Here is a 24,641-nt window from a genome sequence, read left to right as displayed (position 1 = left end):
CGGAAAAAGGTTAGATCAAAGTCTTGCCATGACGCACGAAGGTCGGTCTGACCACTCGCACCGGGTACCACTTGCCACGGATTTCCACTTCGGCGCGGTCGGCAGTTGCCATCGGTACACGCGCCAGGGCAATCGATTTGCTCAGCGTAGGAGAGAAACTACCACTGGTGATCTCCCCTTCGCCAACATCAGCGATCCGCACCACCTGATGTGCGCGCAAAACACCGCGCTCTTCCAGTACCAGACCGACCAGTTTGTGCGCCACCCCGGCGGTTTTTTCCGCCTCCAGCGCCGCACGACCGATGAACTGGCGCGAGGCCGGTTCCCAGGCGATGCTCCACGCCATGTTCGAGGCCAGTGGCGAAACGTCCTGATGAATGTCTTGCCCGTAGAGGTTCATTCCGGCCTCGACCCGCAAGGTGTCGCGGGCGCCGAGGCCGATCGGGGAAATTCCGGCGCCGACCAGATCGTTGAAGAAACCCGGCGCCTGATCGGCCGGCAGACAGATTTCCAGGCCATCCTCGCCGGTATAACCGGTGCGAGCGATAAACCAGTCGCCGTCACAGTAGCCTTCGAAGGGTTTGAGCTGCTGGATCAGGGTCGCGCGGGACTGGGTCACCAGCTCGGCAATCTTGTGCCGGGCCTGCGGGCCCTGAATGGCGAGCATTGCCAGCTCGCTGCGTTCATGCAACTGCACGTCGTAACTGCCCAGTTGCGCGTTCATCCACGCCAGATCCTGATCGCGGGTGGAGGCGTTGAACACCAGCCGATACGCGTCGTCGAGGCGGTAAACGATCATGTCATCGACGATGCCGCCACGCTCATTGAGCATGGTGCTGTACAACGCCCGGCCGGGGCGGTGCAGGCGGTCGACGTCGTTGGCCAGCAAATGCTGGAGCCAGGCCTTGGCCTGGGCGCCGCTGACATCGATCACGGTCATGTGGGAAACATCGAACACCCCGCAATCGCGGCGCACCTCGTGGTGCTCCTCGACCTGCGAGCCGTAATGCAGTGGCATGTCCCAACCGCCAAAATCGACCATCTTCGCGCCGAGGGCGAGGTGCAGGTCATACAGAGGCGTACGCTGTCCCATGGGTTTCTCCTTCCGGGCGTGGCGAGGGTGCGGACCGCCGCTAAGCGGAAGAGAGCCCTGATGCATAGGGCTTTCAGCCGATTCCAGCGTACGGGTCTGTCAGACGGACCGCTCCGAATGCCGCGCATTGTAGCCGCATGATGTAGGACTCACTACTAAGTGTTTCGGTGCGCGGAACGACGAATCAGGCCGATGACCGGCAACAATCCGACCAGAACCAGCGTCAGCGCCGGCAACGACGCCCGCGCCCACTCGCCTTCGCTGGTCATTTCAAAGATGCGCACCGCCAGCGTGTCCCAGCCAAACGGGCGCATCAGCAGGGTGGCGGGCATTTCCTTGAGCACGTCGACGAACACCAGCAGTGCCGCGCTCAGGGTGCCGGGCAGCAACAACGGCAGATACACTTTGAAAAACAGTCGCGGCCCACTGACACCCAGGCTACGTGCCGCTTCGGGCAAAGACGGCCGTATACGCGCCAGACTGCTTTCCAGCGGCCCGTACGCCACGGCAACAAACCGCACCAGATAGGCCATCAGCAACGCTGCCAGACTGCCGAGCAGCAGGGGTTTGCCCGCGCCACCGAGCCAGCCGGAGAGCGGAATCACCAGCTCGCGATCCAGATAACTGAAGGCGAGCATGATCGACACGGCCAGCACCGACCCCGGCAGCGCGTAACCCAGATTGGCCAGGCCGACGCCACTGTTGATTGCCGGCGTCGGCGCCAGGCGCCGGGCGAAAGCCAGCAGCAAGGCGACGCTGACAGTGATCAACGCGGCCATACCGCCCAGATACAGGGTGTGCAGGATCAGCCCGGCGTAGCGCTCATCCAGATCGAAACGCCCGCGCTGCCAGAACCATACGGCCAGTTGCAATACCGGAATCACAAAAGCGCAGGCGAACACCAGACCGCACCAGCTCATCGCCGCGAAGGCCTTGAGCCCGCGCAAGTGATACAGCGCTTTGACCCGCGGCCTCTCGTTGCCCGCCCGATTCGCCCCGCGGGCGCGACGCTCGCCGTACAGCACCAGCATCACCACCAGCAGTAGCAAGCTGGCCAGTTGCGCGGCGCTCGACAGGCTGAAGAAGCCGTACCAGGTCTTGTAGATGGCCGTGGTGAACGTGTCGAAATTGAACACCGATACCGCACCGAAATCCGCCAGGGTTTCCATCAATGCCAGCGCCACCCCCGCGCCGATCGCCGGCCGCGCCATCGGCAATGCGACGCGCCAGAAGGCCTGCCACGGCGATTGGCCGAGTACTCGCGCGGCTTCCATCAACCCCTTGCCCTGGGCCAGAAAAGCGGTGCGCGCCAACAGATAAACGTAGGGATAGAAGACCAGCACCAGCACGATGATCACCCCGCCGGAGGAGCGCACCCTTGGCAGGCGCAGGCCGCTGCCGAACCATTCACGCAAAACGCTCTGCACCGGGCCGGAGAAGTCGAGCAGGCCGACGAACACGAACGCCAGCACATAGGCGGGAATGGCAAAAGGCAACATCAACGCCCAGTCGAGCCAGCGCCGACCGGGGAATTCACAGAGGCTGGTGAGCCACGCGAGGCTGACACCGAGCAGCGTCACGCCAACCCCGACGCCGAGCACCAGCGTCAGCGTGTTGCCGAGCAGGCGCGGCATCTGGGTTTGCCACAGGTGCGACCAGATCTGCTGATCGATGGTCTGCCACGAGAGCAGCAGAACGCTCAGGGGCAACAGCACCAGCGCGGCGATGGTGAAGACGATGGGGTACCAGCGGCGTTGGGCGGGGTGGGCCAAGAAGACAATCTCGTTTAAATGATTGTGCCCACGCTCTGCGTGGGCACACATCCTGTGACGCTCTGCGTCACGCTTTCAGCGGCACGACGCAGAGCGTCGAGGGCTGCATTCCCACGCGGAGCGTGGGAACGATCAGGACAGCAGAATCAGTTCCAACCCGCCCGATCCATCATCCGGATTGCTTCAGCCTGGCGCTTGCCCGCCACTTCCACCGGCAGGGTATCGGCAACAAACTTGCCCCACGCCGCCACTTCCTCGGAGGGCGCCACCGCCGGGTTGGCCGGGAATTCCTGGTTCACGTCAGCAAAAATCTTCTGCGCCTCTGGCGTGGTCATCCATTCAACCAGAGCCTTGGCCGCTTCCGGGTGTGGTGCATGCTTGGTCAGGCCAATGCCCGACAGATTGACGTGCACGCCACGATCGGCCTGATTTGGCCAGAACAGCTTCACCGGCAACTCCGGCTTCTGCTTGTGCAGGCGCCCGTAGTAGTAGGTGTTGACGATGCCGACATCGCATTGCCCGGCGTTGATCGCTTCGAGCACGGCAACGTCATCGGAGAACACGTCGGTGGACAGGTTGTTGACCCAGCCCTTGAGGATTTTCTCGGTCTTCTCGGCGCCGTGCACTTCGATCATGGTGGCGGTCAGCGACTGGTTGTAGACCTTCTTCGCCGTGCGCAGGCACAGGCGACCTTCCCAGTTCTTGTCGGCCAAGGCTTCGTAAGTGGTCAGTTCGCCCGGTTTCACCCGCTCAGTGGAATAGGCGATGGTCCGTGCGCGCAGGCTCAGGCCGGTCCAGGCGTGCGTGGACGAGCGATATTGCAACGGGATATTGGCATCGATGGTTTTCGAGGTGAAGGGCTGCAAAATGCCCATCTGCTCGGCCTGCCAGAGGTTGCCGGCGTCGACGGTAAGCAGCAGGTCGGCGGTGGCGTTCTCGCCTTCGGCCTTGATGCGCTGCATCAGCGGCGCTTCCTTGTCGGTGATGAACTTGATCTTCACCCCGGTCTTGGCGGTGTAGGCATCGAACACCGGTTTGATCAGCTCATCGATGCGCGACGAGTAAACCACCACCTCATCGGCAGCCTGGGCGGTGGTGCTGCCGATCAAGGTCAGGGCCAGTGCGGTCAGAAGACGCTTGGGTGCCAACATGGGAGTGGTCTCTCGGTCGGGAAATGTGGGCCAAATGATAAGGACTCACATTTACCACCACAATCGAACACTGGGGGAAGGCGTTACCAGATGTTGCACAGCGTTATTTTTGTGTCGGGTTTGCCGACGCCATCGCTGGCAAGCCAGCTCCCACAAGGTTTTCGGTGTGTCCAACATTGATGTTTCACACCGACCACTGTGGGAGCGGGCTTGCCCGCGATGAGGTCAGCAGCAACAACAAACATTTCAGGGTTTGGCCAAGGCCGGCAGATCACCGGTCAACCCCAGCGCCTCGCGCACAAACACAGCCTTGGCCTCCGGCATCCGCTCCACCAGTTTCAACCCGGTATTACGCAACCAGCGCAGCGGCAGTGGATCAGCCTGGAACAACCGTTCGAAGCCTTCCATCGTCGCCATCAGCGCGAGGTTGTGTGGCATGCGCCGCCGCTCGTAACGGCTCAGTACTTTCACATCCGCCAAACGCTCACCGCGCTCCGCAGCCTGCAACAGCACCTCGGCCAGCACCGCCGCATCGAGGAAGCCCAGGTTCACCCCCTGCCCCGCCAACGGGTGGATGGTGTGCGCCGCGTCGCCAATCAGCGCCAGCCCTTCGGCCACGTAGCGCTTGGCGTGACGCTGACGCAGCGGCACGCAGACGCGCGGGTCGGCACTGACGACGTCGCCAAGACGCCCTTCAAAAGCCCGCTCCAGTTCAGCACAGAACGCCACTTCATCCAGCGCCATCAAGCGCTCGGCTTCGCTCGGCGTGGTCGACCAGACGATCGAGCACCAGTCCTGCTGGCCGTCACGCTCCAGCGGCAAAAACGCCAGCGGCCCGTGATCGGTGAAGCGCTGCCATGCAGTCAACTGATGCGGTTGGCTGCTGCACACGCTGGTGACGATGGCGTGATGCAGGTAATCCCACTCGCGGGTCGCCACGCCAGTGAGGCGGCGTACCGCCGAGTTCGCGCCGTCCGCGGCGATCACCAGCGGCGCGCGCAACTTGCGCCCATCCGCCAGGGTCAGCAACCAGTCGTCGCCGGAGCGGCGCATCTGCTCCAGCCGTGCATTGGCCAGCAAGCCCATATCACAGTCGTGCAAGCGCTCAAGCAAGGCATCCTGAACCACACGGTTTTCGACGATGTGACCGAGCACATCGGCATGCACACTGCTCGCCGAAAAATGAATCTGCCCGGTGCCGCTGCCGTCCCACACATGCATGTCGGTGTACGGGCTGGTGCGCCGTTCGACAATGCCGTCCCAGACGCCAAGGCGTTCGAGAATACGTTGACTGGCCGCCGACAGCGCGCTCACCCGCGGCTCGAACGGTGCATCGGCCGCGAACGGTTTGACGCTCAACGGGCTGCCGTCGAGCAGCAGCACTTCCAGGCCGCTGTCCTGCAACGCCAGCGCCAGGGCGCTGCCGACCATTCCGGCTCCGACAATCAGCAGATCTGCGCGCATTTCCATGCTTTAAGCCTGTCTCGCTGGCGGCTTGAGCCGCACGTAAAGGGTTTTACCGACCCGCGCCACCAGATGGCCGGCGCCGTCATGAATATCGACCTGCAACTGCGGCAGGTATTTTTCGCCATCGGCGGTCTGCCGGCGGATCTCGGCGAGCAACGTCTCGTCGAGGGTGAACCTGGCGAACACCGGGCCTTTGCCCGGCGCGATGAAATCGATGTCAGCGGCCTTGTCCCAGACGATGTAACGCGGACCAAGGTTTTCCATGAGCATCAGCATGAAGAACGGATCGACCATCGAATACAGACTGCCGCCGAACTGGGTGCCGACATAGTTGCGGTTGTACCAGCCCAACCCCATCGACACCCGGACGTCGCGAAAGTCATCGCTGATGTGCCGAACCCGCACCCCGGCGCCCAGATAAGGCGGATAGAACGTCATCGCCCAGCGCATCAGCCGCGCCTTGCCGAATCTGGCGATCAACCGCTCAAGCATCCGGGCGCGTTCCCAGGCCCATGGCCTGACGGGCAAACCAGCGCTTGGCCGGTGGCAGCAGTTCAAGGCCGAGCAGGCCGATGTTGCGCCCCAGCGACACCAGCGGCTGGGTGCTGCCGAACAGGCGCGTGACCTGATCGGAAAAACCCACGGTGAGGTCCTGATCGAGTCGTTGACGCTCGCGATAGGCCTGCAACGTGGCGAAGTCGCCCAGCGCTTTATCGCTGCCCAGCAGTGCGGCGGCCAAGGCATCGGCGTCGCGCAGCGACAGGTTGAAACCCTGGCCGGCGATCGGATGCAGACTGTGCGCGGCGTTGCCGAGCACGGCCAGATGCGAACGCACCTGCTCTTCGGCTTCAACCAGCGAAAGCGGATACAGGTGTCGCGCGCCGACCTGTTCCAGCGTGCCGAGGCGGTAACCGAACACACCCTGCAATTCACTGAGGAAATCCCGTTCACTCAACTCGGCCAGACGCTGCGCGTCCATGCCCAGACGCGTCCAGACCAGTGCGCAACGGTTGTCCGGCAACGGTAGCAAGGCCATCGGCCCTTCGTCGGTGAAGCGCTCGAACGCCATGCCGTTGTGCGCTTCGCTCGGGGTGATATTGGCGATCAACGCGCTCTGGTTGTATGGACGCGTGCGCACGTTGATGCCCAACTGCTCGCGCAGCCCGGAGCGCCCGCCATCGGCGAGGACCGCGAGGTCGCATTCAAGGGTGGTTTCATCGTTGAGCGTCAGCCGATAGCCGTCGGGCAGCGGCTCCATGCGCGCGACTTCGGCCGGACAGCGCCAGGTAATCACGTCTTTGTCGAGGTGCTGCCACAGGCATTGGCCGAGCCAGGCGTTTTCCACCACATAACCGAGCGCCGGCACGCCCTCTTCCATCGCCGACAGGCGCGCGGTAGAGAAACGCCCCCGATCAGAAACGTGAATCTGCTTGATCGGCTCGGCGCGGCGGGAGATCTCCTGCCACACGCCCAGCCGTTGATAAATCTGCCGCGAGCCGAAGGACAGCGCCGATGAACGTGCGTCGTAGCTCGGCTGCCAGCTGTCGCCCGGCGCAAACGGTTCGATCAGGACGATTTTCCAGCCACGGGCCTTGGCCCCGCCCTGCAGGGCCAGCGCCAGACTGGCGCCGACCAGACCGCCACCGATGATTGCCAGATTGACTCGACTCATGCCGCGTGTGTCCTTGCCTGTGCCATCAACGCTTCGATGTCGGCGACGGTCTTGGGCACGCCGCCGGTGAGGATTTCACAACCGTTTCGGGTCACCACCACGTCATCCTCGATGCGCACGCCAATGCCGCGCCATTTTTTGGCGACGTTCTGATTGTCCGGGGCGATGTAGATGCCCGGTTCCACGGTCAGCGCCATGCCGACCTCCAGCACCCGCCATTCGCCGCCGACCTTGTACTCGCCGACGTCGTGCACATCCATGCCCAGCCAGTGGCCGGCGCGGTGCATGTAAAACGCTTTATAGGCTTCGCTGGCGATCAGTTCGTCAACATTGCCCTGCAGCAAACCGAGTTTCACCAATCCGGTAGTGATCACTCGCACGGTCGCTTCATGCGCCTGATTCCAATGCTTGTTCGGGGCGATTTCGGCAAAGGCCGCTTCCTGCGAGGCCAGCACCAACTCGTAGATCGCCTTCTGCTCTGGCGAAAACCGGCCATTGACCGGCCAGGTGCGGGTGATATCGCTGGCGTAGCAGTCGATCTCGCAACCGGCGTCGATCAACACCAGATCGCCATCCTTGAGCAACGCGTCGTTCTGCTGGTAATGCAGGATGCAGCTGTTGCGCCCGGCGGCGACGATCGAGCCGTAGGCCGGCATCTTCGCCCCGCCCTTGCGGAATTCGTAATCCAGCTCGGCTTCGAGACTGTATTCATAGAGGCCCGGGCGACTGGCCTGCATCGCGCGGATATGCGCTTGCGCCGAGATCCGCGCGGCTTCGCGCATTACCTTCACTTCTGCCGCCGATTTATACAGGCGCATGTCGTGCAGCAGGTGATCCAGGGCAACGAATTCGTTCGGCGGCTGGGCGCCGAGGTGGGCCTTGGAGCGGATCACGTTGATCCAGTCCATCAGGTGCCGGTCGAATTCAGGGTTGCTGCCCATCGCCGAATACACCCGGTCGCGGCCTTCGATCAGACCCGGAAGGATGTCGTCGATGTCAGTAATCGGGAATGCATCGTCAGCGCCGTAATCACGGATTGCGCCTTCCTGCCCTGCGCGCAGGCCGTCCCACAATTCGCGTTCGGCGTTGCGTTCACGGCAGAACAGGATGTACTCGCCATGCTCACGGCCGGGCATCAGCACGATCACCGCTTGTGGCTCGGGAAACCCGCTGAGGTATTGAAAGTCGCTGTCCTGACGATAGACATGCTCGACATCGCGGTTGCGGATGGCTACCGCGGCGGCGGGCAGGATCGCGATGCTGTTGGGTTCCATCTGCGCCATCAGCGCCTTGCGGCGCCGGCTGTATTCCGCTTTGGGGATATGGGTCATGGGCAGATGGCTTTCCCTGGCACGCGATTAATGCAGCGACGGTTTGGCGGCCGCTTCGTCGGTTTTCTTGGTTTCGGTGAACAGCAGCAACGGAGCGACGCGCAGGTACTCCATCACTTCCATGTAGTCGCTTTCGCCGTCATCAGACTCTTCCAGCGCGTCTTGCACCTGGGCGATGGCGGCCAGATCCTGCAGCACTTCGGTGGCTTCCGTGCTCAAGGCATATTCGCGACGGGTCAGACCGAAGCCGGTAAGGAAGCCCTGGCACCACTGGCCCAGTGCAGCCGCGCGCTCGGTGAGCGGTGCGTCGTCGGTCGGCAGCAGCAGAACAACGGTCATGTCGTCGCTGGTGAGCTCGCCCTTGACCATCTCTTGCAGGCCGATCAAGGCATTGCGAACATTGTCCTGCGGCTCGCCTTCGAGCAGCTCGGCGGCGTCGGCCAACCAGCTGTCGGCTTCGAAGCCGGCACCGGCGCAACTGCGGCCGAGCAACAGGCCGTGCAGTTCGGCAGGCGAGACGGGATGGCCGCTGGTGCTCAGCAGGGTGGCGAAGGCTTGGTACGGAGAATTCTGAATGGGCATGGGCAGCTAGGCGCCAGACGGCGCTATGTCTAGAATGAAGGCCTTGTATCCTACATCGACAGACTCGCCAAGACTATTAAAGGCTGTCCGCCAGCTATCCCATCAGACAGACTCCAACCCAGTGGACACAATGGAAGACACCGACCTGCAAGCGCTGATGGCCAGACTCGAACTGCTGATTGGCCGAGTCGAGCAACTAAAGAGTCAAAACGCACTCTTACTAGCTCAGGAAAAGACCTGGCGCGAGGAACGCGCTCACCTCATTGAAAAAAACGAAATCGCCCGGCGTAAGGTCGAATCGATGATTTCGCGCCTCAAGGCCCTGGAGCAAGACTCATGAGTTCAAGCAATAGCGTCACCGTGCAGATCCTCGACAAAGAATATTCGATCATCTGCCCGCCGGAAGAACGCAGCAATCTGGTCAGTGCCGCCCGTTACCTGGACGGCAAGATGCGCGAGATCCGCAGCAGCGGCAAAGTCATCGGCGCCGATCGCATTGCGGTGATGGCCGCGCTGAACATCACCCATGACCTGTTGCACAAAGAAGAGCGCCCGGACATCCAGGCCAGCGGTTCGACCCGCGAACAGGTGCGCGACTTGCTCGATCGTGTCGATCTGGTCCTGGCCGACGACCAGAACACCGCCAAGGGCTGATTCGCCTGGCAGCTTGAGGTATACTCGCGGCACTCCCTGGGGTGCTTGCCAGTTGACGATGTCCCGGAGCCGATTCGCACTACCCTGGAAGTTGCACGTTGGGCTGGTGTGCATGTCCGCTAGACGGAAAGCCTTAAAGTCTACTGCTTCTTCCACCTTGAACTTTCGGGTTCAAGGGCTGAGTTGACAGCGGTACATCCGGGGAGCCTGATTCGAATCCGATGTCGGTGAATGCCGACATCGGATTTTTTATGCGTACGTTTTCGTCCACCCTGCCGAAGCCGAACCATGACCGAACCCGCGCTGCTGCCCCGCCCGCAACTCCGCCGCCTGCTGCGCAAGGCGCGCCGCTCGCTGAGCAAAGCCGAGCAACATCAGGCTGCCAAAGGCCTGTTCCGGCAACTGGCGCAAGACCCGCATTTTCGTCGGGCGAAACACATCTCCCTGTATCTGCCCACCGATGGCGAAATCGATCCGCTGCTGCTGCTGCGCGAAGCCCAGCGCCGGGGCAAGGCGACCTATCTGCCGGTGCTCAGCGCCTGGCCGCGGACCAAGATGGTTTTTCAGCGCGTTCGCCCCGGCGAAAAGCTCAAACCCAATCGTTTTCGCATTCTCGAACCGCAGGCCAATCTGAGTCGGCAACGCAAGGTCTGGGCACTGGACCTGGTGCTGCTGCCGCTGGTGGGGTTCGACGATGTCGGCGGTCGGTTGGGCATGGGCGGCGGTTTCTACGATCGCAGCCTCGCCTATCTGGCGCGGCGCAAAAACTGGCGCAAGCCGACGCTGCTGGGCCTGGCACATGAATGTCAGAAGGTCGAACGTCTGGCGCAGGCGAGCTGGGATGTACCGTTACAGGGCACGGTCACCGACAAGGCGTGGTATTTCGCGTGACAGGACGCCGCCAGAACAGCGGCGTCGGAGAAGACAGTATCAGCGTTTGAAGGCCGTCGACTGTTGCACTTGTTGTGCAATCTCAATCGGTGCATCAGCCTTGTTCGCCCACAGGCTCTGCGCGTAACCGGTGGTCACGACGCCCAGGCCGAACAAAATTACCAAAGTCCATAGTAGATCCGGTTTGCGTTTCATCGATTGCCCCCCTCAAGGCACATCATCACGATGACAGCAGCGGTTTCCGTGTGTAGGCCGTGCAGCAGCGTCAAGCTTTAAAGGCCGGCATTTTGCGGCAACGTGAACCGGTGCGCAAACGCTGACGTCAACCGACTGTCGGTTTGTCATAAAATTGCCCGACAACCTGCCCAACGACCGTTTCAGGAGCACCCAACATGGCCTATTGGCTGATGAAATCCGAGCCCGACGAGCTCTCGATCAAAGGCCTGGAAAAGCTCGGCAAGGCGCGCTGGGACGGGGTTCGCAATTATCAGGCGCGCAATTTCCTGCGGGCGATGGCGGTAGGTGACGAATTCTTTTTCTACCATTCCAGTTGCCCGGAGCCGGGGATTGCCGGAATCGGCAGGATCATCGAAGCGGCGTATCCGGATCCGACGGCGCGGGAGCCAGAGAGTCATTACTTCGATCCCAAGGCTACGGCGGAGAAAAACCCTTGGAGCGCGATTGATGTCGAGCACGTCGAGACGTTTGCGCGAGTGCTGAAACTGGATTATCTGAAGCAGCAGACCGCGCTGGCCGAGATGCCACTGGTGCAGAAGGGCTCGCGGTTGTCGGTGATGCCGGTGACGCCGGAGCAGTGGGCGGCGGTGATTGCGCTCAAGCCCTGATTCATTTGGCGCCTGCCAAAATGCAATCGCTGGCAAGCCAGCTCCCACAGGGATTTTCAGTGGGCACATAATTTGTGACCATCCGAAAAACCTGTGGGAGCTGGCTTGCCAGCGATGGGGCCGCCCGGACAACGGATGACTTATTGAATGATCAGGTTGTTGAACAACAGGTCTTCAACTACTGGTTTGCCGGTCTCATCATTCATCACTTGCTGCGTCTGCTTCAGCGCTTCCTGACGCAGTTTTTCCTTGCCTTCGATGCTACCCATCGCTTCGGTGCTCTGCTGCGTGAACAGTGCCACCAATTGATTGCGAATCAGCGGCTCGTTGGCCTTGACCGCTTTGGTCGCTTCTTCACCGGTCACGCGCAGGGCCACATCGGCCTTGTAAACCTTGAGCTTGGGCGTACCGTCCAGGCCGTAATTGCCGACGAACGGCGGGCTCAGGGTGATGTAATTGACCTTCGGCGCCTCGCCTTCTTTGGCTTCTTCGGCCAGCGCTGCCACAGGCAGAGACAGGGCCAGCAACAACATGATCCACGCTTTCACAATTCGCTCCTTATCCGGTTTGCGGCCTAGCATAACGACCCGCCGCACAAGCACAAGCTTATGCCTGACTATCAGGGCCGGGCATGCTCGTTGACCCGTTGATTCACACACCTACACTTATCGGCCATCACTCCCAAAGGAATAGCCCTGATGAAAGCCGTGCTGTGCAAAGCCTTCGGCCCTGCCGAGTCGCTGGTGCTGGAAGACGTCGCCAGTCCTGTCGCCAAGAAGAATGAAATCCTGCTGGACGTGCACGCCGCCGGGGTCAATTTCCCGGACACGCTGATCATCGAGGGCAAGTACCAGTTCAAGCCGCCCTTCCCGTTCTCGCCGGGTGGTGAAGCGGCTGGCGTGGTTCGCGAAGTCGGGGAAAAGGTCAGCCACCTCAAGGTCGGCGACCGGGTCATGGCCCTGACCGGCTGGGGCAGTTTTGCCGAGCAGGTCGCGGTGCCCGGCTACAACGTGCTGCCGATTCCGCCGTCGATGGATTTCAATATTGCCGCCGCGTTCAGCATGACCTACGGCACTTCGATGCATGCGCTCAAGCAACGCGCCAACCTGCAGCCGGGCGAAACCCTGCTGGTGCTCGGCGCCTCCGGCGGTGTCGGTCTGGCGGCAGTGGAAATCGGCAAGGCCATGGGCGCGCGGGTCATCGCTGCGGCCAGCAGCGCCGAAAAGCTCGAAGTAGCCAAAGCCGCTGGCGCCGATGAGCTGATCAATTACAGCGAAACCAATCTCAAGGATGAAATCAAACGCCTCACCGACGGCCAGGGCGCCGACGTGACCTACGACCCGGTCGGCGGCGACCTGTTTGATCAGGCCATCCGCGCCATCGCCTGGAACGGCAGGCTGCTGGTGGTCGGTTTCGCCAGCGGGCGCATACCGGAGCTGCCGGTCAACCTTGCCCTGCTCAAAGGCGCAGCGGTGCTCGGTGTGTTCTGGGGCTCGTTCGCCCAGCGCCAGCCGCAGGACAACGCGGCAAACTTCCAGCAGTTGTTCGGCTGGTTTGCCGAAGGCAAGTTGAAACCGCTGGTGTCGCAGGTTTATCCGCTGAGTAATGCAGCGCAGGCGATCAATGATCTGGGGCAGCGCAAGGCGGTCGGCAAGGTTGTGGTACAGGTGCGCTGAGCCCACAGAGCGATCCGGGGCACTCGCCCGGATCGCTCTGGCGCTTGAGGCCGCGGCTCATAAAAGCTGGCGAATGTCCTCAGGTAGAAAAGTCATGAACTTGCTCGCCGGCCGCTCCCGACACCGTACAACGATGTCAGATACCCTCCGGTTGAGCTTGGCGATAAGAGACAAACGTTGTTCGTTCGATAACTGATGCTGAAAGAACGTATTCGACAGGTAACCACGTGTGTAATGGAAGGGCAGCGAATCGATCCATGAATACTCCGCCACATTTGCAAGGTAGGAATTTACTTCCCGACATGGCAACGCCTTGATCCATTGATTGACACCTGATGGGGCCTCGAGGCGAAAGCCCAGCGGCGCGACAACCTCCTGCTTGGCCGGTTTATCGCCCTCGACTGTCCACGGTTTGAATCGCCAGCGCTTGACCGCCGCCAGGGCAGACTCCGCCAGCGCCGGATGATCACTTTGCAGGACACTGACTTTGTTCACCGAACCATCGGCATGCACGGTGAATGAGACCCGCACGTCTCCGGTAATCCCGGCGCGCTGCAATACCCGCGGATAGTCTGGACCGGGGTTGGACTCGGGGATCAAAAACACTTCCCCTGCCTGACTCGCAGTGGCTAATACCAACAGCAACAGCATGCCGATCCAGTTCATATCGCTCCCTTGCGCTCGGTTCGAGCCTGGAAAAGCAATCAGGTTAGGGCCTCGTCGCAGGCTTGAGCAGTTGATGACGTCCTGTTCACGTGCAGGACTTTTCCGAAAGACCAAGGCTAAATTGTTCCGAAAAACCGCAGAAACTGGCCACAGTAACTATTCCCACAACGCCCTGCTCTTACTTCTGAGCGACATGTTCATAAAGGAACGCTCGGCTGCCCACATTTCCGCTTTTTAGCCGACATGAAGCGGTGCTATTTTCGGTAACGAAACTGTAACATTCGCATCCGCAGTCAAAACAAGAAAACTGGAGCTCTTGAATGTTTGCTTTCTTTCGTCCTGCCGCACATCAGGCTCCTTTGCCTGAAGAAAAAATAGACAGCACTTACCGACGCCTGCGTTGGCAGATCTTCGCCGGTATCTTCATCGGCTATGCCGGTTACTACCTGCTGCGCAAAAACTTCTCGCTGGCCATGCCGTACCTGATCGACGAAGGCTACAGCCGCGGCGACCTGGGCCTGGCGATGTCGGCGATCGCCATCGCCTACGGTCTGTCGAAGTTCCTCATGGGCCTGGTGTCCGACCGTTCCAACCCGCGCTTCTTCCTGCCGTTCGGCCTGCTGGTGTCGGCCGGGGTGATGTTCATTTTCGGTTTCGCGCCGTGGGCCACGTCCAGCGTGACCATGATGTTCATCCTGTTGTTCATCAACGGTTGGGCGCAGGGCATGGGCTGGCCGCCGAGCGGACGGACCATGGTGCACTGGTGGTCGCAGAAGGAACGCGGCGGTGTGGTCTCAGTGTGGAACGTGGCGCACAACGTCGGTGGCGGCCTGATCGGCCCGCTGTTCCTGATCGGCATGGGCCTGTTCAACGACTGGCACGCGGCGTTCTACGTGCCGGCGGCGGTGGCGCTGGGCGTGGCGGTATTTGCTTTCATCACCATGCGCGACACTCCGCAATCGGTCGGCCTGCCGCCAATCGAGCAGTACAAGAACGATTACCCGGAAGGCTACGACGCCAGCCACGAAGACGAATTCAGTGCCAAGGAAATCTTCGTCAAATACGTGCTGCGTAACAAAATGCTCTGGTACATCGCCTTGGCCAACGTCTTTGTCTACCTGTTGCGCTATGGCGTACTGGACTGGGCGCCGACCTACCTGAAGGAAGCCAAGGGCTTCACCGTGGATAAAACCTCGTGGGCGTATTTCTTCTACGAGTGGGCGGGCATCCCGGGCACGCTGCTGTGCGGCTGGATGTCGGACAAGATTTTCCGCGGCAACCGTGGCCTGACCGGCATGGTGTTCATGGCGCTGGTAACGGTCGCGACCCTGGTCTACTGGCTGAATCCGGCTGGCAACCCGATGGTCGACATGATCGCCCTGCTGTCGATCGGCTTCCTGATTTACGGTCCGGTGATGCTGATCGGCCTGCAAGCGCTGGAACTGGCACCGAAGAAAGCCGCCGGTACCGCCGCAGGTTTTACCGGTCTGTTCGGTTATCTGGGCGGTTCGGTCGCGGCCAGTGCGGCGATGGGCTACACCGTCGACCATTTCGGCTGGGACGGCGGCTTCGTGTTGCTGGTCGGCGCTTGCCTGTTGGCAATGGCCTTCCTCGCCCCGACGCTATGGCACAAGCAAGTCGCCAGTCAGAGCCGTGAAGCGGTCGCCTGATCGCTGGTTGACTGACAGCGCTTGAGCCGCGCCTCCAGATTACGGTCTGGCATGGCGTGGCTGCGCAGGGCGTGTGCGGTCTGCTCGACATAATCGCGAGTGGTGCCGTAACGCCCGCTGGCGCTGGCGAATACCTGGCTCAGCACATGGTCCGGCAGGTTGCCGGCATAGCTGGGCAGGTGCCGCTCCAGTACGAAGCCCAAGGCCTGCACCTGAGTGCCATCTTCGAGCCGGCAGTTGAGCCAGTGCGGCCGATACGACGGCACCGGCATCTCGCGTTTCCACAAGGCGTACAGCGCGGTATCCAGATCGTCTTCCGGCAACCGGTAGGCGAAGCCGCTGCACGAACCGCCGCGATCCAGACCGAACACCAGCCCGGGCAATTCCGGCGTACCGCGGTGTTCATGCGACCATAAATAGAGGCCACGATGATAACCGTGCACGCGACCGCGCATTCTCTCGACCGCAGTGCATTCCGGGCGCCAGATCAACGAACCGTATGCGAACAGCCACACCGGCCCGCCCTTGTGGCGCGCCATGGTCGATTGCATGGAGGCGAGCAATTGCTCGTGGGTCAGCTGCGGCCCGAGTTCGAGCCGCGGAGGATAAGCCAGGTTCAGAAAAGCGTTTTCAATGGCGCTCATGGCGAATAGCGTTCAGCTCCCCGCAGGTGAAGAATTACTTAATAGAACGCACCGCTGTAACAATAAGGCACATATGTTTTCAGGCAAATTGAGTGCCATGGCACAAAGAATATTTAGCGGCCTGATCGATATATAACCTACCGGTATTTATGTAATTACATAAATACCGATCGGCTATATATGAAGTTATATGAAATCAGGAACGCGGTGCGTAGGCGAATACGTCAGCGCGCATTTGATGGGCATCCATCCCCGCCTCGACCAGCGCGTCCAGAGTGCCGTAAACCATGGCCGGTGAACCGCTGGCGTAGACGTGCAAAGGCTTGAGATCGGCGAAGTCTTCGCATACCGCTTCGTGCAGCATGCCGCAGCGCCCTTCCCAGCCACACTGATCGCTGACGACTTTGTGCAGGAACAGGTTGGGCAGTTTCAGCCATTCGTCCCAATGTTCGATCTGGTAGAAATCTTCCGGTCGACGCACGCCCCAATACAGATGCACCGGGTGCTTGAAGCCATTAGCGCGGCAGTGCTCGATCAGGCTATGAATCTGGCCCATGCCGGTGCCAGCGGCGACCAGTACCAACGGGCCGTCAGGCAGTTCAGCCAGATGCGTGTCGCCGAACGGCAACTCGACGCGCACCATCGGGTTGCGTTGCAGCTGCTCGATCAGGCTCAGTGCACTGGCTTCGCGCGCCAGCACATGGATTTCCAGATCACGCCCGCCGTGCGGCGCAGAGGCCATGGAGAACGCCGATTTCTCGCCGTTCTCGCGTTCGATCATCAGATACTGCCCGGCGTGATAGCGCGGCGGCTTGCCGGCCGGCGCACGCAGACGCACACGCCAGGTGTCGCCGCCGACTTCGCGGCATTCGATGACCTGGCACGACAGGCTGCGCACCGGCAGCTCGCCCAGCGCGAGCACGCCATCCCAGAGCAGCACGCAGTCTTCCAGCGGCTCGGCGATGCAGGTGTAGAACTCGCCATGATCATGGACCTGGCCATTCTGCTCGACGCGACCTTCGACCAGCAGCGCCGCACACACGTGGCAGTTACCGTTGCGGCAGCTTTGCGGGCAATCAAAACCCAGGCGTCGCGCGCCGTCGAGAATCCGCTCACCGGGCTGTATCTCGAGCACTGCTCCGGAAGGCTGCAGGGTTACACGCATCAATCTATTCCTAACTGATTCCAGATGGCATCGATCCGTTGAGTCACGGCGTCGTCCTTGACGATCACGCGACCCCACTCGCGGGTGGTTTCGCCCGGCCACTTGTGGGTGGCATCCAGGCCCATCTTCGAGCCCAGGCCGGAAATCGGCGAAGCGAAATCCAGATAGTCGATCGGGGTGTTATCGATCATCACCGTGTCGCGCTTGGGATCCATGCGCGTGGTGATGGCCCAGATCACATCGTTCCAGTCGCGGGCGTTGATATCGTCGTCGGTGACGATAACGAACTTGGTGTACATGAACTGTCGCAAAAACGACCAGACGCCGAGCATCACGCGCTTGGCATGCCCCGGATACGACTTTTTCATGGTCACGATGGCCATGCGGTACGAGCAGCCTTCGGGCGGCAGGTAGAAGTCGGTGATTTCCGGGAACTGCTTCTGCAGGATCGGCACGAACACTTCGTTCAGCGCGACGCCGAGAATCGCCGGCTCATCCGGTGGACGGCCGGTGTAGGTGCTGTGATAGATCGGCTTGATCCGGTGAGTGATGCGTTCGACGGTGAACACCGGGAAGCTGTCGACTTCGTTGTAATAACCGGTGTGGTCGCCGTACGGGCCTTCATCGGCCATTTCGCCCGGATGGATTACGCCTTCAAGGATGATTTCGGCGGTAGCCGGCACTTGCAGGTCGTTGCCACGGCATTTGACCAGTTCGGTGCGGTTACCGCGCAGCAGACCGGCGAAGGCATATTCAGAGAGACTGTCCGGCACCGGTGTGACAGCGCCGAGAATGGTCGCCGGGTCGGCGCCAAGGGCAACGGACACCGGGAACGGCTGGCCCGGATGTTTCTCGCACCATTCGCGGAAATCGAGGGCGCCGCCACGGTGGCTGAGCCAGCGCATGATCACCTTGTTACGGCCGATCACTTGCTGACGATAAATACCGAGGTTCTGGCGTTCCTTGTTCGGGCCTTTGGTAACGGTCAGGCCCCAGGTGATCAGCGGGCCGACGTCGCCGGGCCAGCAGGTCTGCACCGGCAGCATCGCCAGATCGACATCATCGCCTTCGATGACCACTTCCTGGCACACCGCGTCTTTGACGACTTTCGGCGCCATCGAGATGATCTTGCGGAAAATCGGCAGTTTCGACCACGCGTCCTTCAAGCCCTTCGGCGGCTCCGGCTCCTTGAGGAAGGCCAGCAGCTTGCCGATCTCGCGCAGCTCGCTGACCGACTCGGCGCCCATGCCCATGGCTACCCGCTCAGGGGTGCCGAACAGGTTGCCGAGCACCGGAATGTCGTAGCCGGTGGGCTTTTCGAACAGCAGCGCCGGGCCCTTGGCCCGCAGCGTGCGGTCGCACACCTCAGTCATCTCCAGCACCGGCGAGACGGGAATCTGGATGCGTTTCAACTCTCCGCGCTGCTCAAGCTGCTGCACGAAATCCCGAAGATCCTTGAATTTCATTGACGATGGCACCCTCAAAATAGGCGTACATCCTACCTGCTCTGACGGGCAAACAGCAGCCCGTCAGTGCCCGGCATCGCTCAATGGCGCCTGGTGCCCAGCAACATCGGCGCAAACAAAGGGCTCAAACGCGCGCTGCCAGCGTCGGAAAGATGATCGGCATCCTTGTACTGCGAATGGCCGTCGACATCGATCATGCACAGACCGCCCTTGCACATCAGCGGCGTCGGGTCGATGACATGCACGCCGGAATCGGCAGCGCTCATCGAGCCGAACAGACCGGTGAAAAACTGCTGCCGCGCCAGATGCTCGCTTAGCGGGCGACCGAGCCCTTCGGCCGAGCGGCCGATGCGCGCCAGGCTGGTCAGGCGGCTGATGTAACTCTTGTGCTGCAAGGGCACTTCCTTGAACAGCCAGACCTGCACTCCCGCCTCACGCAGTTCGCTGACTTGCGCCTTGATCGCCGCCGCCATGCGTTGCTCCGATTGCGCCACATTGCGCGAAGGATCGAGCAGGAACTGCTTGTCGCCGTCGCCGTCCTCACGCCCGTAGACGTACAGACTCCAGTTCGCCGCCAGTACCACATCCTTGATGCCCAGATCACGGACCCGTCGCATGTTGCGCTGGTTGAACTGCTTGCACTGTGCACGCAAGGCATCGTCAATGATCGGTGGGCACCCGGTCAGGCTGTACAGCCAAACGGGCTGACCGTCACGCTGGCTGTTGCCTTCAATGGCCGGCAGCAGCGCGGCGGTGTGACTGTCGCCCCAGAACATCTTGGTCGGCGCGATCTGCTGGTCACCGCCCACGCGACAAGCCTTGTCCAAAGTCTTGTCCTTGCTCATGTGCATGCACTTCATTTGACCGGCGTTCCATTCCTGGGACTGCGCATACTCAAGTGCCTTGCCGCTCAGACGCTGCGGCACGCCGTCCGCCGAACGAATGGCCGAGCCAACCACCGCCAGGGCGGCGATGGAAACCAGGCCACCGACCAGCACCGAGTTACGGCTGGCGAACACACGCTTCTCGCGAAACGGCAATTCGACATAGCGCAGGCTCAGCCACGCCAGTGCCACGGCGAGGGCGATCCAGCCAAGTGCTTCGAGCGGCTGGATGCCATCGATTGAGATCGCGTTGGCATATACGTAAATCGGCCAGTGCCACAAATACAACGAGTACGACAGCAGACCGATCCACACCATCGCCCGCAGGCTCAGCAACTGGCCAGCCAGTGTCGGGCCGCGCGCACCTGACCAGATCAAGGCAGTCGTACCGAGTACTGGCAGCAAGGCTGCCCAGCCCGGGAACAGCGTGGACTTGTCAAAGCTGAAGACCGCCAGCAGCACCGCCGCCAGCCCAGCCATGCCGACCGTCTGCCGGACCCACAGCCGCGGCGCATGTTTTGCTGCCGGCAGCACCGCGAGCATGGCGCCGCAGAGCAATTCCCAGGCGCGGGTCGGCAGGGAGAAAAAGGCGAATTCCGGGCGCCGCTCGATGTAGACGATGTTCAGCCCGAACGACACCAGCAGCACGGCGAACAGCATCCAGCGCCAATGCCGGACATAGCGCATCAACAGCACCATCATCAGCGGGAAGAAGATGTAGTACTGCTCTTCCACGGCCAGCGACCAGGTATGCAACAAGGGTTTGAGATCGGAGGCCGGCTCGAAGTAGCCGTCCTCGCGCATGAACAGGATGTTGGAAATGAACAGCGACTGGTAACGAATTGTCCGCCCCAGATCGGACAAGTCCTTGGCCGTCAGCAACAACCAGCCCAGCGCCAGCGTCACCACCACGACCACAGTCAATGCCGGCAGGATACGTCGGGCGCGACGCCCCCAGAAATCGAGGAAGCTGAAGCGCTGGGCGCTGATCTCGCGAAACAGGATCGAGGTGATCAGAAAACCGGAGATGACGAAAAAAACGTCGACGCCGACAAAGCCGCCGCTGAATGTACTGAATCCGAAATGAAACAGCACAACGGGAAGAACCGCGAGTGCGCGTAAACCGTCGATATCACGGCGATTGCCAAACGTGTGCATGAAAAACCTTACCTGTTCTGGATACAAAGTCCCTTGAAGGCGCGAACTTATCAGTCGGGCAAATTTCAATCCAGATACAAATAAACCACAGGCAAAAAAAAAGCGCCCCTTGCGGAGCGCTCTTTTCAACGGCTTGCGTGTTACTTGCGCTTCATCGACAAGAAGAACTCGTCGTTGGTCTTGGTCGTTTTCAGCTTGTCGACCAGGAATTCGATGGCAGCGACTTCGTCCATCGGGTGCAGCAGCTTGCGCAGGATCCACATGCGCTGCAGTTCGTCGTCGGCGGTCAGCAACTCTTCGCGGCGGGTGCCGGAGCGGTTGATGTTGATTGCCGGGAATACACGCTTTTCGGCGATCTTGCGATCCAGCGGCAGTTCCATGTTGCCGGTACCCTTGAACTCTTCGTAGATCACTTCGTCCATCTTCGAGCCGGTTTCAACCAGCGCGGTGGCGATAATGGTCAGCGAGCCGCCTTCTTCGATGTTACGCGCAGCACCAAAGAAACGCTTCGGCTTCTCCAGGGCGTGGGCATCGACACCACCGGTCAGGACCTTGCCGGAGCTCGGGATCACGGTGTTGTAGGCGCGGGCCAGACGGGTGATGGAGTCGAGCAGGATCACCACGTCTTTCTTGTGTTCGACCAGGCGCTTGGCCTTCTCGATCACCATTTCGGCAACCTGGACGTGCCGGGTCGGCGGCTCGTCGAACGTCGAGGCAACCACTTCGCCGCGCACGGTGCGCTGCATTTCGGTCACTTCTTCCGGACGTTCGTCGATCAGCAGCACGATCAGGTGCACTTCAGGGTTGTTACGCGCGATGTTCGCCGCGATGTTCTGGAGCATGATCGTCTTGCCGGCTTTCGGCGGTGCAACGATCAGACCACGCTGGCCTTTGCCGATCGGCGCACACAGGTCGATCACCCGACCGGTCAGGTCTTCGGTGGAACCGTTACCGGCTTCCATCTTCATGCGCACGGTCGGGAACAGCGGGGTCAGGTTCTCGAAGAGAATCTTGTTTTTCGCGTTCTCCGGACGATCGAAGTTGATCGTGTCGACCTTGAGCAGTGCGAAATACCGCTCGCCTTCCTTCGGAGGGCGGATCTTGCCAACGATGGTGTCACCGGTGCGCAAGTTGAAGCGGCGGATCTGGCTCGGCGAGACGTAGATATCGTCCGGGCCGGCCAGGTAGGAAGCGTCTGCGGAGCGCAGGAAGCCGAAGCCGTCCTGGAGAATCTCCAGCACGCCATCACCGGAGATTTCCTCGCCGCTTTTCGCGTGTTTTTTCAGCAGGGAGAAAATCACGTCCTGCTTGCGCGAACGGGCCATATTTTCTATGCCCATCTGTTCGGCTAATTCGAGCAGTTCGGTAATCGGCTTTTGCTTGAGTTCAGTCAGATTCATATAGGAATGACGTAATCATTTATGGAGGGGGGAAATTAAGCTTTTGGCTTAATGAGGCCGCGCCGCGGAGAAGGCGACAGGATCGCGAACTAATTCTAAAAGGAGTGCGTCGGCGACGGCTAGCAGGGGGCAGTGGAGAAACCAGTGCGGGGCCGAATGTACCACCTGAGTTTCGGAGCGTCTAGCCCTGAATACGCAAAAAGCCCCGCGATTTGCGGGGCTTTTTTTCAACGTTTTACCGCGACGCTTAGATGTTGGCGTCGAGGAAAGCCGCCAGCTGCGACTTCGACAGGGCGCCGACCTTGGTCGCTTCAACGTTGCCGTTCTTGAACAGCATCAGCGTCGGGATACCACGCACGCCGTGCTTGGCCGGGGTTTCCTGGTTTTCGTCGATGTTCAGTTTGGCGACGGTCAGCTTGCCCTTGTAGGTCTCGGCAATCTCGTCCAGAACAGGTGCGATCATTTTGCAAGGGCCGCACCATTCAGCCCAGTAGTCGACCAGGACAGCGCCTTCGGCCTTGAGTACGTCGGCTTCGAAGCTAGCGTCGCTAACGTGTTTGATCAGATCGCTGCTCATGGAATTCTCCAGGTTGTAAGCAAAAAAACGTGGCCCATCATAGCCGCCCTTCCCGTGTTCAGGAAGCCGCAGTTGATTGAGTCTTGCTATGGTGACTGATGAGTTTGGGTATGGTTCAAGTCAGCCGGCGGCGGGGGCGATGAACGCGATTCCAGTGCGCAGGGCCGCGTTGCGCACATGTTCCTGCATGGCTTTTTGCGCCGCGGCTGATGCGCGGCGGGCCAGGGCGCGGAGGATCTTGCGGTGCTCCTGCCAGGTTTCCATGGCCCGTTCGGCGCGGATGAACGGTAATTTCTGGCTCTCGAGAAAGATCTCGGCGCTGGCGGTGAGGATGCTCAGCATCGCCTGATTGCCGCTGGCCAGCAGGATGCGCCGGTGAAATTCGAAGTCGAGTTTTGCGGCTGCCTCGAAATCTCCGGCGCGCAATTGCTCACGCATCGCCGCAACGTTGTCCTCGAGCGCATCCAGATCGAACGTGCTCAGCGTCACCGCCGCCAACCCCGCGGCAAACCCTTCCAGCGCATAGCGCAACTGAAAGATATCCAGCGGCGAGGCCTGCGCCGCAAAGGCCCAACCCGGCGCGCTGTCGCCATTGGCCAGCTCGACCGGCGCCTGCACGAACACCCCTTTGCCCGGCTGAATACTGACCACGCCCAGCGCACTCAGCGATGACAGCGCTTCACGCAATGACGCGCGGCTGACGCCCAGTTGCAGGGCCAGATCCCGTTGCGACGGCAAGGCATCGCCGGCGCCGAAGCCCTGTTCGGTGATCAGTTTGCGGATCGCTTGCAGCGCCACTTCAGGTACCGCACGGGAAATCGAGTTCATGGTTTTTCGGACGCGCCAGGGTCAATGTGCGGCTAGTTGTAAAGCTATTTGGCGGGCCCGGCAAGTCGTGCCCCAGTGGGGTTCGGTGCGCATCGCTGATGCGCCATCGGGGTGCGAAAAACATCCTGACTGTTCAGACCAGTAAGACCGAACGAAGCCGCTGAAACCGCGGCCTGGCGCAATGAAAGCGCAGTCTTGGCACGGCCCATGCTCTGTCCGATCGCAGAAATCACTTCCCGCCGATCCGGAGATTGTCCATGACCCAGCGTTACAGCGCCCTCCTCGCTTCCCTGTTTGCCGGCCTGCTGCTGTGCCAGGCTCCCGCTCACGCCGACGGTCTGGACGACGTGGTCAAACGCGGCACGCTGAAAGTCGCCGTGCCCCAGGACTTCCCGCCCTTCGGCTCAGTCGGACCGGACATGAAACCCCGCGGCCTGGATATCGACACCGCGAAACTGCTGGCCGACCAGCTCAAGGTCAAGCTCGAGCTGACCCCGGTCAACAGCACCAACCGCATTCCGTTCCTGACCACCGGCAAGGTCGACCTGGTGATCTCCAGCCTCGGCAAGAACCCCGAGCGCGAGAAAGTCATCGACTTCTCCCGCGCCTACGCCCCCTTCTACCTTGCCGTGTTCGGTCCGCCAGATGCCGCGATCAGCAGCCTCGACGACCTCAAAGGCAAAACCATCAGCGTCACCCGTGGCGCCATCGAAGACATCGAACTGAGCAAGGTCGCCCCCGAAGGCGTGACCATCAAGCGCTTCGAGGACAACAACTCAACCATCGCCGCCTACCTCGCCGGCCAGGTCGACCTGATCGCCAGCGGCAACGTGGTGATGGTCGCCATCAGCGAGAAGAACCCGAAACGCGTACCCGCGCTGAAAGTGAAGCTCAAGGATTCGCCAGTGTATGTCGGCGTGAACAAGAACGAAGCCGCGCTGCTGGCCAAGGTCAACGACATCCTCACCACCGCCAAGGCTGACGGCGCGCTGGAAAAGAACGCGCAGACCTGGTTGAAAGAACCGCTGCCGGCCGATCTCTGATCGACT

Annotated in this window: 25 protein-coding genes and 1 other RNA gene; 8 read left to right on the top strand and 18 right to left on the bottom strand. The window is 61.0% G+C overall.

The features are described 5' to 3' along the window. Positions 1-10 precede the first annotated feature (10 nt). The 8 genes from gcvT to J3P93_RS01490 form a co-directional block, all read right to left on the bottom strand. Positions 11-1,093, bottom strand: a complete 1,083-nt coding sequence (gene gcvT / locus J3P93_RS01525) for a glycine cleavage system aminomethyltransferase GcvT (RefSeq protein WP_203419925.1) — start codon at positions 1,091-1,093, stop codon at positions 11-13. A 155-nt stretch (positions 1,094-1,248) separates the two neighbouring features. Further along, a complete protein-coding gene (locus J3P93_RS01520) occupies positions 1,249-2,865 on the bottom strand; it encodes an ABC transporter permease (RefSeq protein WP_434594495.1) in 1,617 nt (538 codons plus the stop codon). A 146-nt stretch (positions 2,866-3,011) separates the two neighbouring features. Then, entirely contained in the window at positions 3,012-4,016 is a 1,005-nt protein-coding gene (locus J3P93_RS01515; protein WP_024014737.1) for an extracellular solute-binding protein, read from the bottom strand. Positions 4,017-4,262: 246 nt separating this feature from the next. Beyond that, complete coding sequence (locus tag J3P93_RS01510; RefSeq protein WP_434598267.1) at positions 4,263-5,480, bottom strand: 2-octaprenyl-3-methyl-6-methoxy-1,4-benzoquinol hydroxylase; 1,218 nt, start codon at positions 5,478-5,480, stop codon at positions 4,263-4,265. Positions 5,481-5,489: 9 nt separating this feature from the next. Further along, positions 5,490-5,975 (bottom strand): DUF4442 domain-containing protein, encoded by a 486-nt coding sequence (locus J3P93_RS01505; RefSeq protein WP_434594492.1) that lies wholly within the window; start codon positions 5,973-5,975, stop codon positions 5,490-5,492. Then, on the bottom strand, positions 5,968-7,155 hold the full coding sequence (ubiH, locus tag J3P93_RS01500; protein WP_434594490.1) for a 2-octaprenyl-6-methoxyphenyl hydroxylase: 1,188 nt from the start codon (positions 7,153-7,155) through the stop codon (positions 5,968-5,970). The genes J3P93_RS01505 and ubiH overlap by 8 nt, the downstream gene beginning before the upstream one ends. Beyond that, positions 7,152-8,486: a Xaa-Pro aminopeptidase gene (pepP, locus tag J3P93_RS01495; RefSeq protein WP_434594488.1), complete on the bottom strand. Its 1,335-nt coding sequence runs from the start codon at positions 8,484-8,486 to the stop codon at positions 7,152-7,154. Before pepP ends, ubiH begins: the two co-directional genes overlap by 4 nt. A gap of 27 nt (positions 8,487-8,513) precedes the next feature. Further along, positions 8,514-9,068, bottom strand: a complete 555-nt coding sequence (locus J3P93_RS01490) for a YecA family protein (RefSeq protein ID WP_008012538.1) — start codon at positions 9,066-9,068, stop codon at positions 8,514-8,516. Positions 9,069-9,198: 130 nt separating this feature from the next. Here J3P93_RS01490 and J3P93_RS01485 point away from each other — a divergent pair, with 130 nt between their 5' ends. The 4 genes from J3P93_RS01485 to J3P93_RS01470 all read left to right on the top strand — a co-directional run bounded on the left by J3P93_RS01485 (position 9,199) and on the right by J3P93_RS01470 (position 10,613). After that, a complete protein-coding gene (locus tag J3P93_RS01485; protein ID WP_007911197.1) occupies positions 9,199-9,408 on the top strand; it encodes a TIGR02449 family protein in 210 nt (69 codons plus the stop codon). Continuing rightward, positions 9,405-9,722 (top strand): cell division protein ZapA, encoded by a 318-nt coding sequence (locus J3P93_RS01480; RefSeq protein ID WP_016772632.1) that lies wholly within the window; start codon positions 9,405-9,407, stop codon positions 9,720-9,722. Before J3P93_RS01485 ends, J3P93_RS01480 begins: the two co-directional genes overlap by 4 nt. Before the next feature lie 30 nt (positions 9,723-9,752). Then, positions 9,753-9,931: non-coding RNA, 6S RNA (gene ssrS / locus J3P93_RS01475), on the top strand. Between the two features lie 79 nt (positions 9,932-10,010). Beyond that, positions 10,011-10,613, top strand: a complete 603-nt coding sequence (locus J3P93_RS01470) for a 5-formyltetrahydrofolate cyclo-ligase (protein WP_434594484.1) — start codon at positions 10,011-10,013, stop codon at positions 10,611-10,613. Positions 10,614-10,652: 39 nt separating this feature from the next. On the opposite strand, the gene J3P93_RS01465 is transcribed toward J3P93_RS01470, so the two are convergent. Beyond that, positions 10,653-10,808, bottom strand: a complete 156-nt coding sequence (locus J3P93_RS01465) for a hypothetical protein (RefSeq protein WP_090287349.1) — start codon at positions 10,806-10,808, stop codon at positions 10,653-10,655. Positions 10,809-11,005: 197 nt separating this feature from the next. On the opposite strand from J3P93_RS01465, the gene J3P93_RS01460 reads away from it, so the two are divergent. Continuing rightward, positions 11,006-11,458: an EVE domain-containing protein gene (locus J3P93_RS01460; protein ID WP_434594481.1), complete on the top strand. Its 453-nt coding sequence runs from the start codon at positions 11,006-11,008 to the stop codon at positions 11,456-11,458. A 140-nt stretch (positions 11,459-11,598) separates the two neighbouring features. Here J3P93_RS01460 and J3P93_RS01455 read toward each other — a convergent pair whose 3' ends face one another. Beyond that, positions 11,599-12,006, bottom strand: coding sequence for a flagellar basal body-associated protein FliL (locus tag J3P93_RS01455; RefSeq protein WP_434594478.1), 408 nt, complete (start codon positions 12,004-12,006; stop codon positions 11,599-11,601). A gap of 150 nt (positions 12,007-12,156) precedes the next feature. On the opposite strand from J3P93_RS01455, the gene J3P93_RS01450 reads away from it, so the two are divergent. Beyond that, positions 12,157-13,134 carry an NADPH:quinone oxidoreductase family protein gene (locus tag J3P93_RS01450; RefSeq protein WP_434594476.1) on the top strand — a complete coding sequence of 326 codons (978 nt, stop codon included), beginning with the start codon at positions 12,157-12,159 and terminating at the stop codon, positions 13,132-13,134. 57 nt (positions 13,135-13,191) lie between these two features. Here J3P93_RS01450 and J3P93_RS01445 read toward each other — a convergent pair whose 3' ends face one another. Further along, a complete protein-coding gene (locus J3P93_RS01445; RefSeq protein ID WP_434594475.1) occupies positions 13,192-13,800 on the bottom strand; it encodes an energy transducer TonB in 609 nt (202 codons plus the stop codon). 320 nt (positions 13,801-14,120) lie between these two features. Between J3P93_RS01445 and glpT the strand changes: the two genes are divergently transcribed. Beyond that, entirely contained in the window at positions 14,121-15,470 is a 1,350-nt protein-coding gene (gene glpT, locus J3P93_RS01440) for a glycerol-3-phosphate transporter (RefSeq protein WP_024014747.1), read from the top strand. Here the strand turns inward: glpT and J3P93_RS01435 are convergent. The 7 genes from J3P93_RS01435 to J3P93_RS01405 all read right to left on the bottom strand — a co-directional run bounded on the left by J3P93_RS01435 (position 15,446) and on the right by J3P93_RS01405 (position 23,592). After that, positions 15,446-16,114 (bottom strand): gamma-glutamylcyclotransferase, encoded by a 669-nt coding sequence (locus J3P93_RS01435; protein ID WP_434594472.1) that lies wholly within the window; start codon positions 16,112-16,114, stop codon positions 15,446-15,448. The genes glpT and J3P93_RS01435 overlap by 25 nt on opposite strands. A 196-nt stretch (positions 16,115-16,310) precedes the next feature. After that, positions 16,311-17,279 (bottom strand): CDP-6-deoxy-delta-3,4-glucoseen reductase, encoded by a 969-nt coding sequence (locus J3P93_RS01430; RefSeq protein WP_093097221.1) that lies wholly within the window; start codon positions 17,277-17,279, stop codon positions 16,311-16,313. Next, positions 17,279-18,745 (bottom strand): 4-hydroxy-3-polyprenylbenzoate decarboxylase, encoded by a 1,467-nt coding sequence (gene ubiD / locus J3P93_RS01425; RefSeq protein WP_008081413.1) that lies wholly within the window; start codon positions 18,743-18,745, stop codon positions 17,279-17,281. Before ubiD ends, J3P93_RS01430 begins: the two co-directional genes overlap by 1 nt. Before the next feature lie 80 nt (positions 18,746-18,825). Beyond that, positions 18,826-20,787: an acyltransferase family protein gene (locus J3P93_RS01420; RefSeq protein ID WP_434594468.1), complete on the bottom strand. Its 1,962-nt coding sequence runs from the start codon at positions 20,785-20,787 to the stop codon at positions 18,826-18,828. A gap of 140 nt (positions 20,788-20,927) precedes the next feature. Beyond that, complete coding sequence (gene rho / locus J3P93_RS01415; RefSeq protein ID WP_003229334.1) at positions 20,928-22,187, bottom strand: transcription termination factor Rho; 1,260 nt, start codon at positions 22,185-22,187, stop codon at positions 20,928-20,930. Between the two features lie 247 nt (positions 22,188-22,434). Further along, positions 22,435-22,764 carry a thioredoxin TrxA gene (gene trxA / locus J3P93_RS01410; protein WP_003206727.1) on the bottom strand — a complete coding sequence of 110 codons (330 nt, stop codon included), beginning with the start codon at positions 22,762-22,764 and terminating at the stop codon, positions 22,435-22,437. Between the two features lie 120 nt (positions 22,765-22,884). Continuing rightward, positions 22,885-23,592: a FadR/GntR family transcriptional regulator gene (locus tag J3P93_RS01405; RefSeq protein WP_434594467.1), complete on the bottom strand. Its 708-nt coding sequence runs from the start codon at positions 23,590-23,592 to the stop codon at positions 22,885-22,887. Positions 23,593-23,849: 257 nt separating this feature from the next. Between J3P93_RS01405 and J3P93_RS01400 the strand changes: the two genes are divergently transcribed. After that, positions 23,850-24,635, top strand: a complete 786-nt coding sequence (locus J3P93_RS01400; protein ID WP_090287367.1) for a transporter substrate-binding domain-containing protein — start codon at positions 23,850-23,852, stop codon at positions 24,633-24,635. The last annotated feature ends 6 nt before the right edge of the window (positions 24,636-24,641 follow it).

This window comes from Pseudomonas sp. R3-57 (genome assembly GCF_051132065.1).
GTDB lineage: Bacteria > Pseudomonadota > Gammaproteobacteria > Pseudomonadales > Pseudomonadaceae > Aquipseudomonas.
This window is presented reverse-complemented; position numbering and strand designations above follow the sequence as displayed.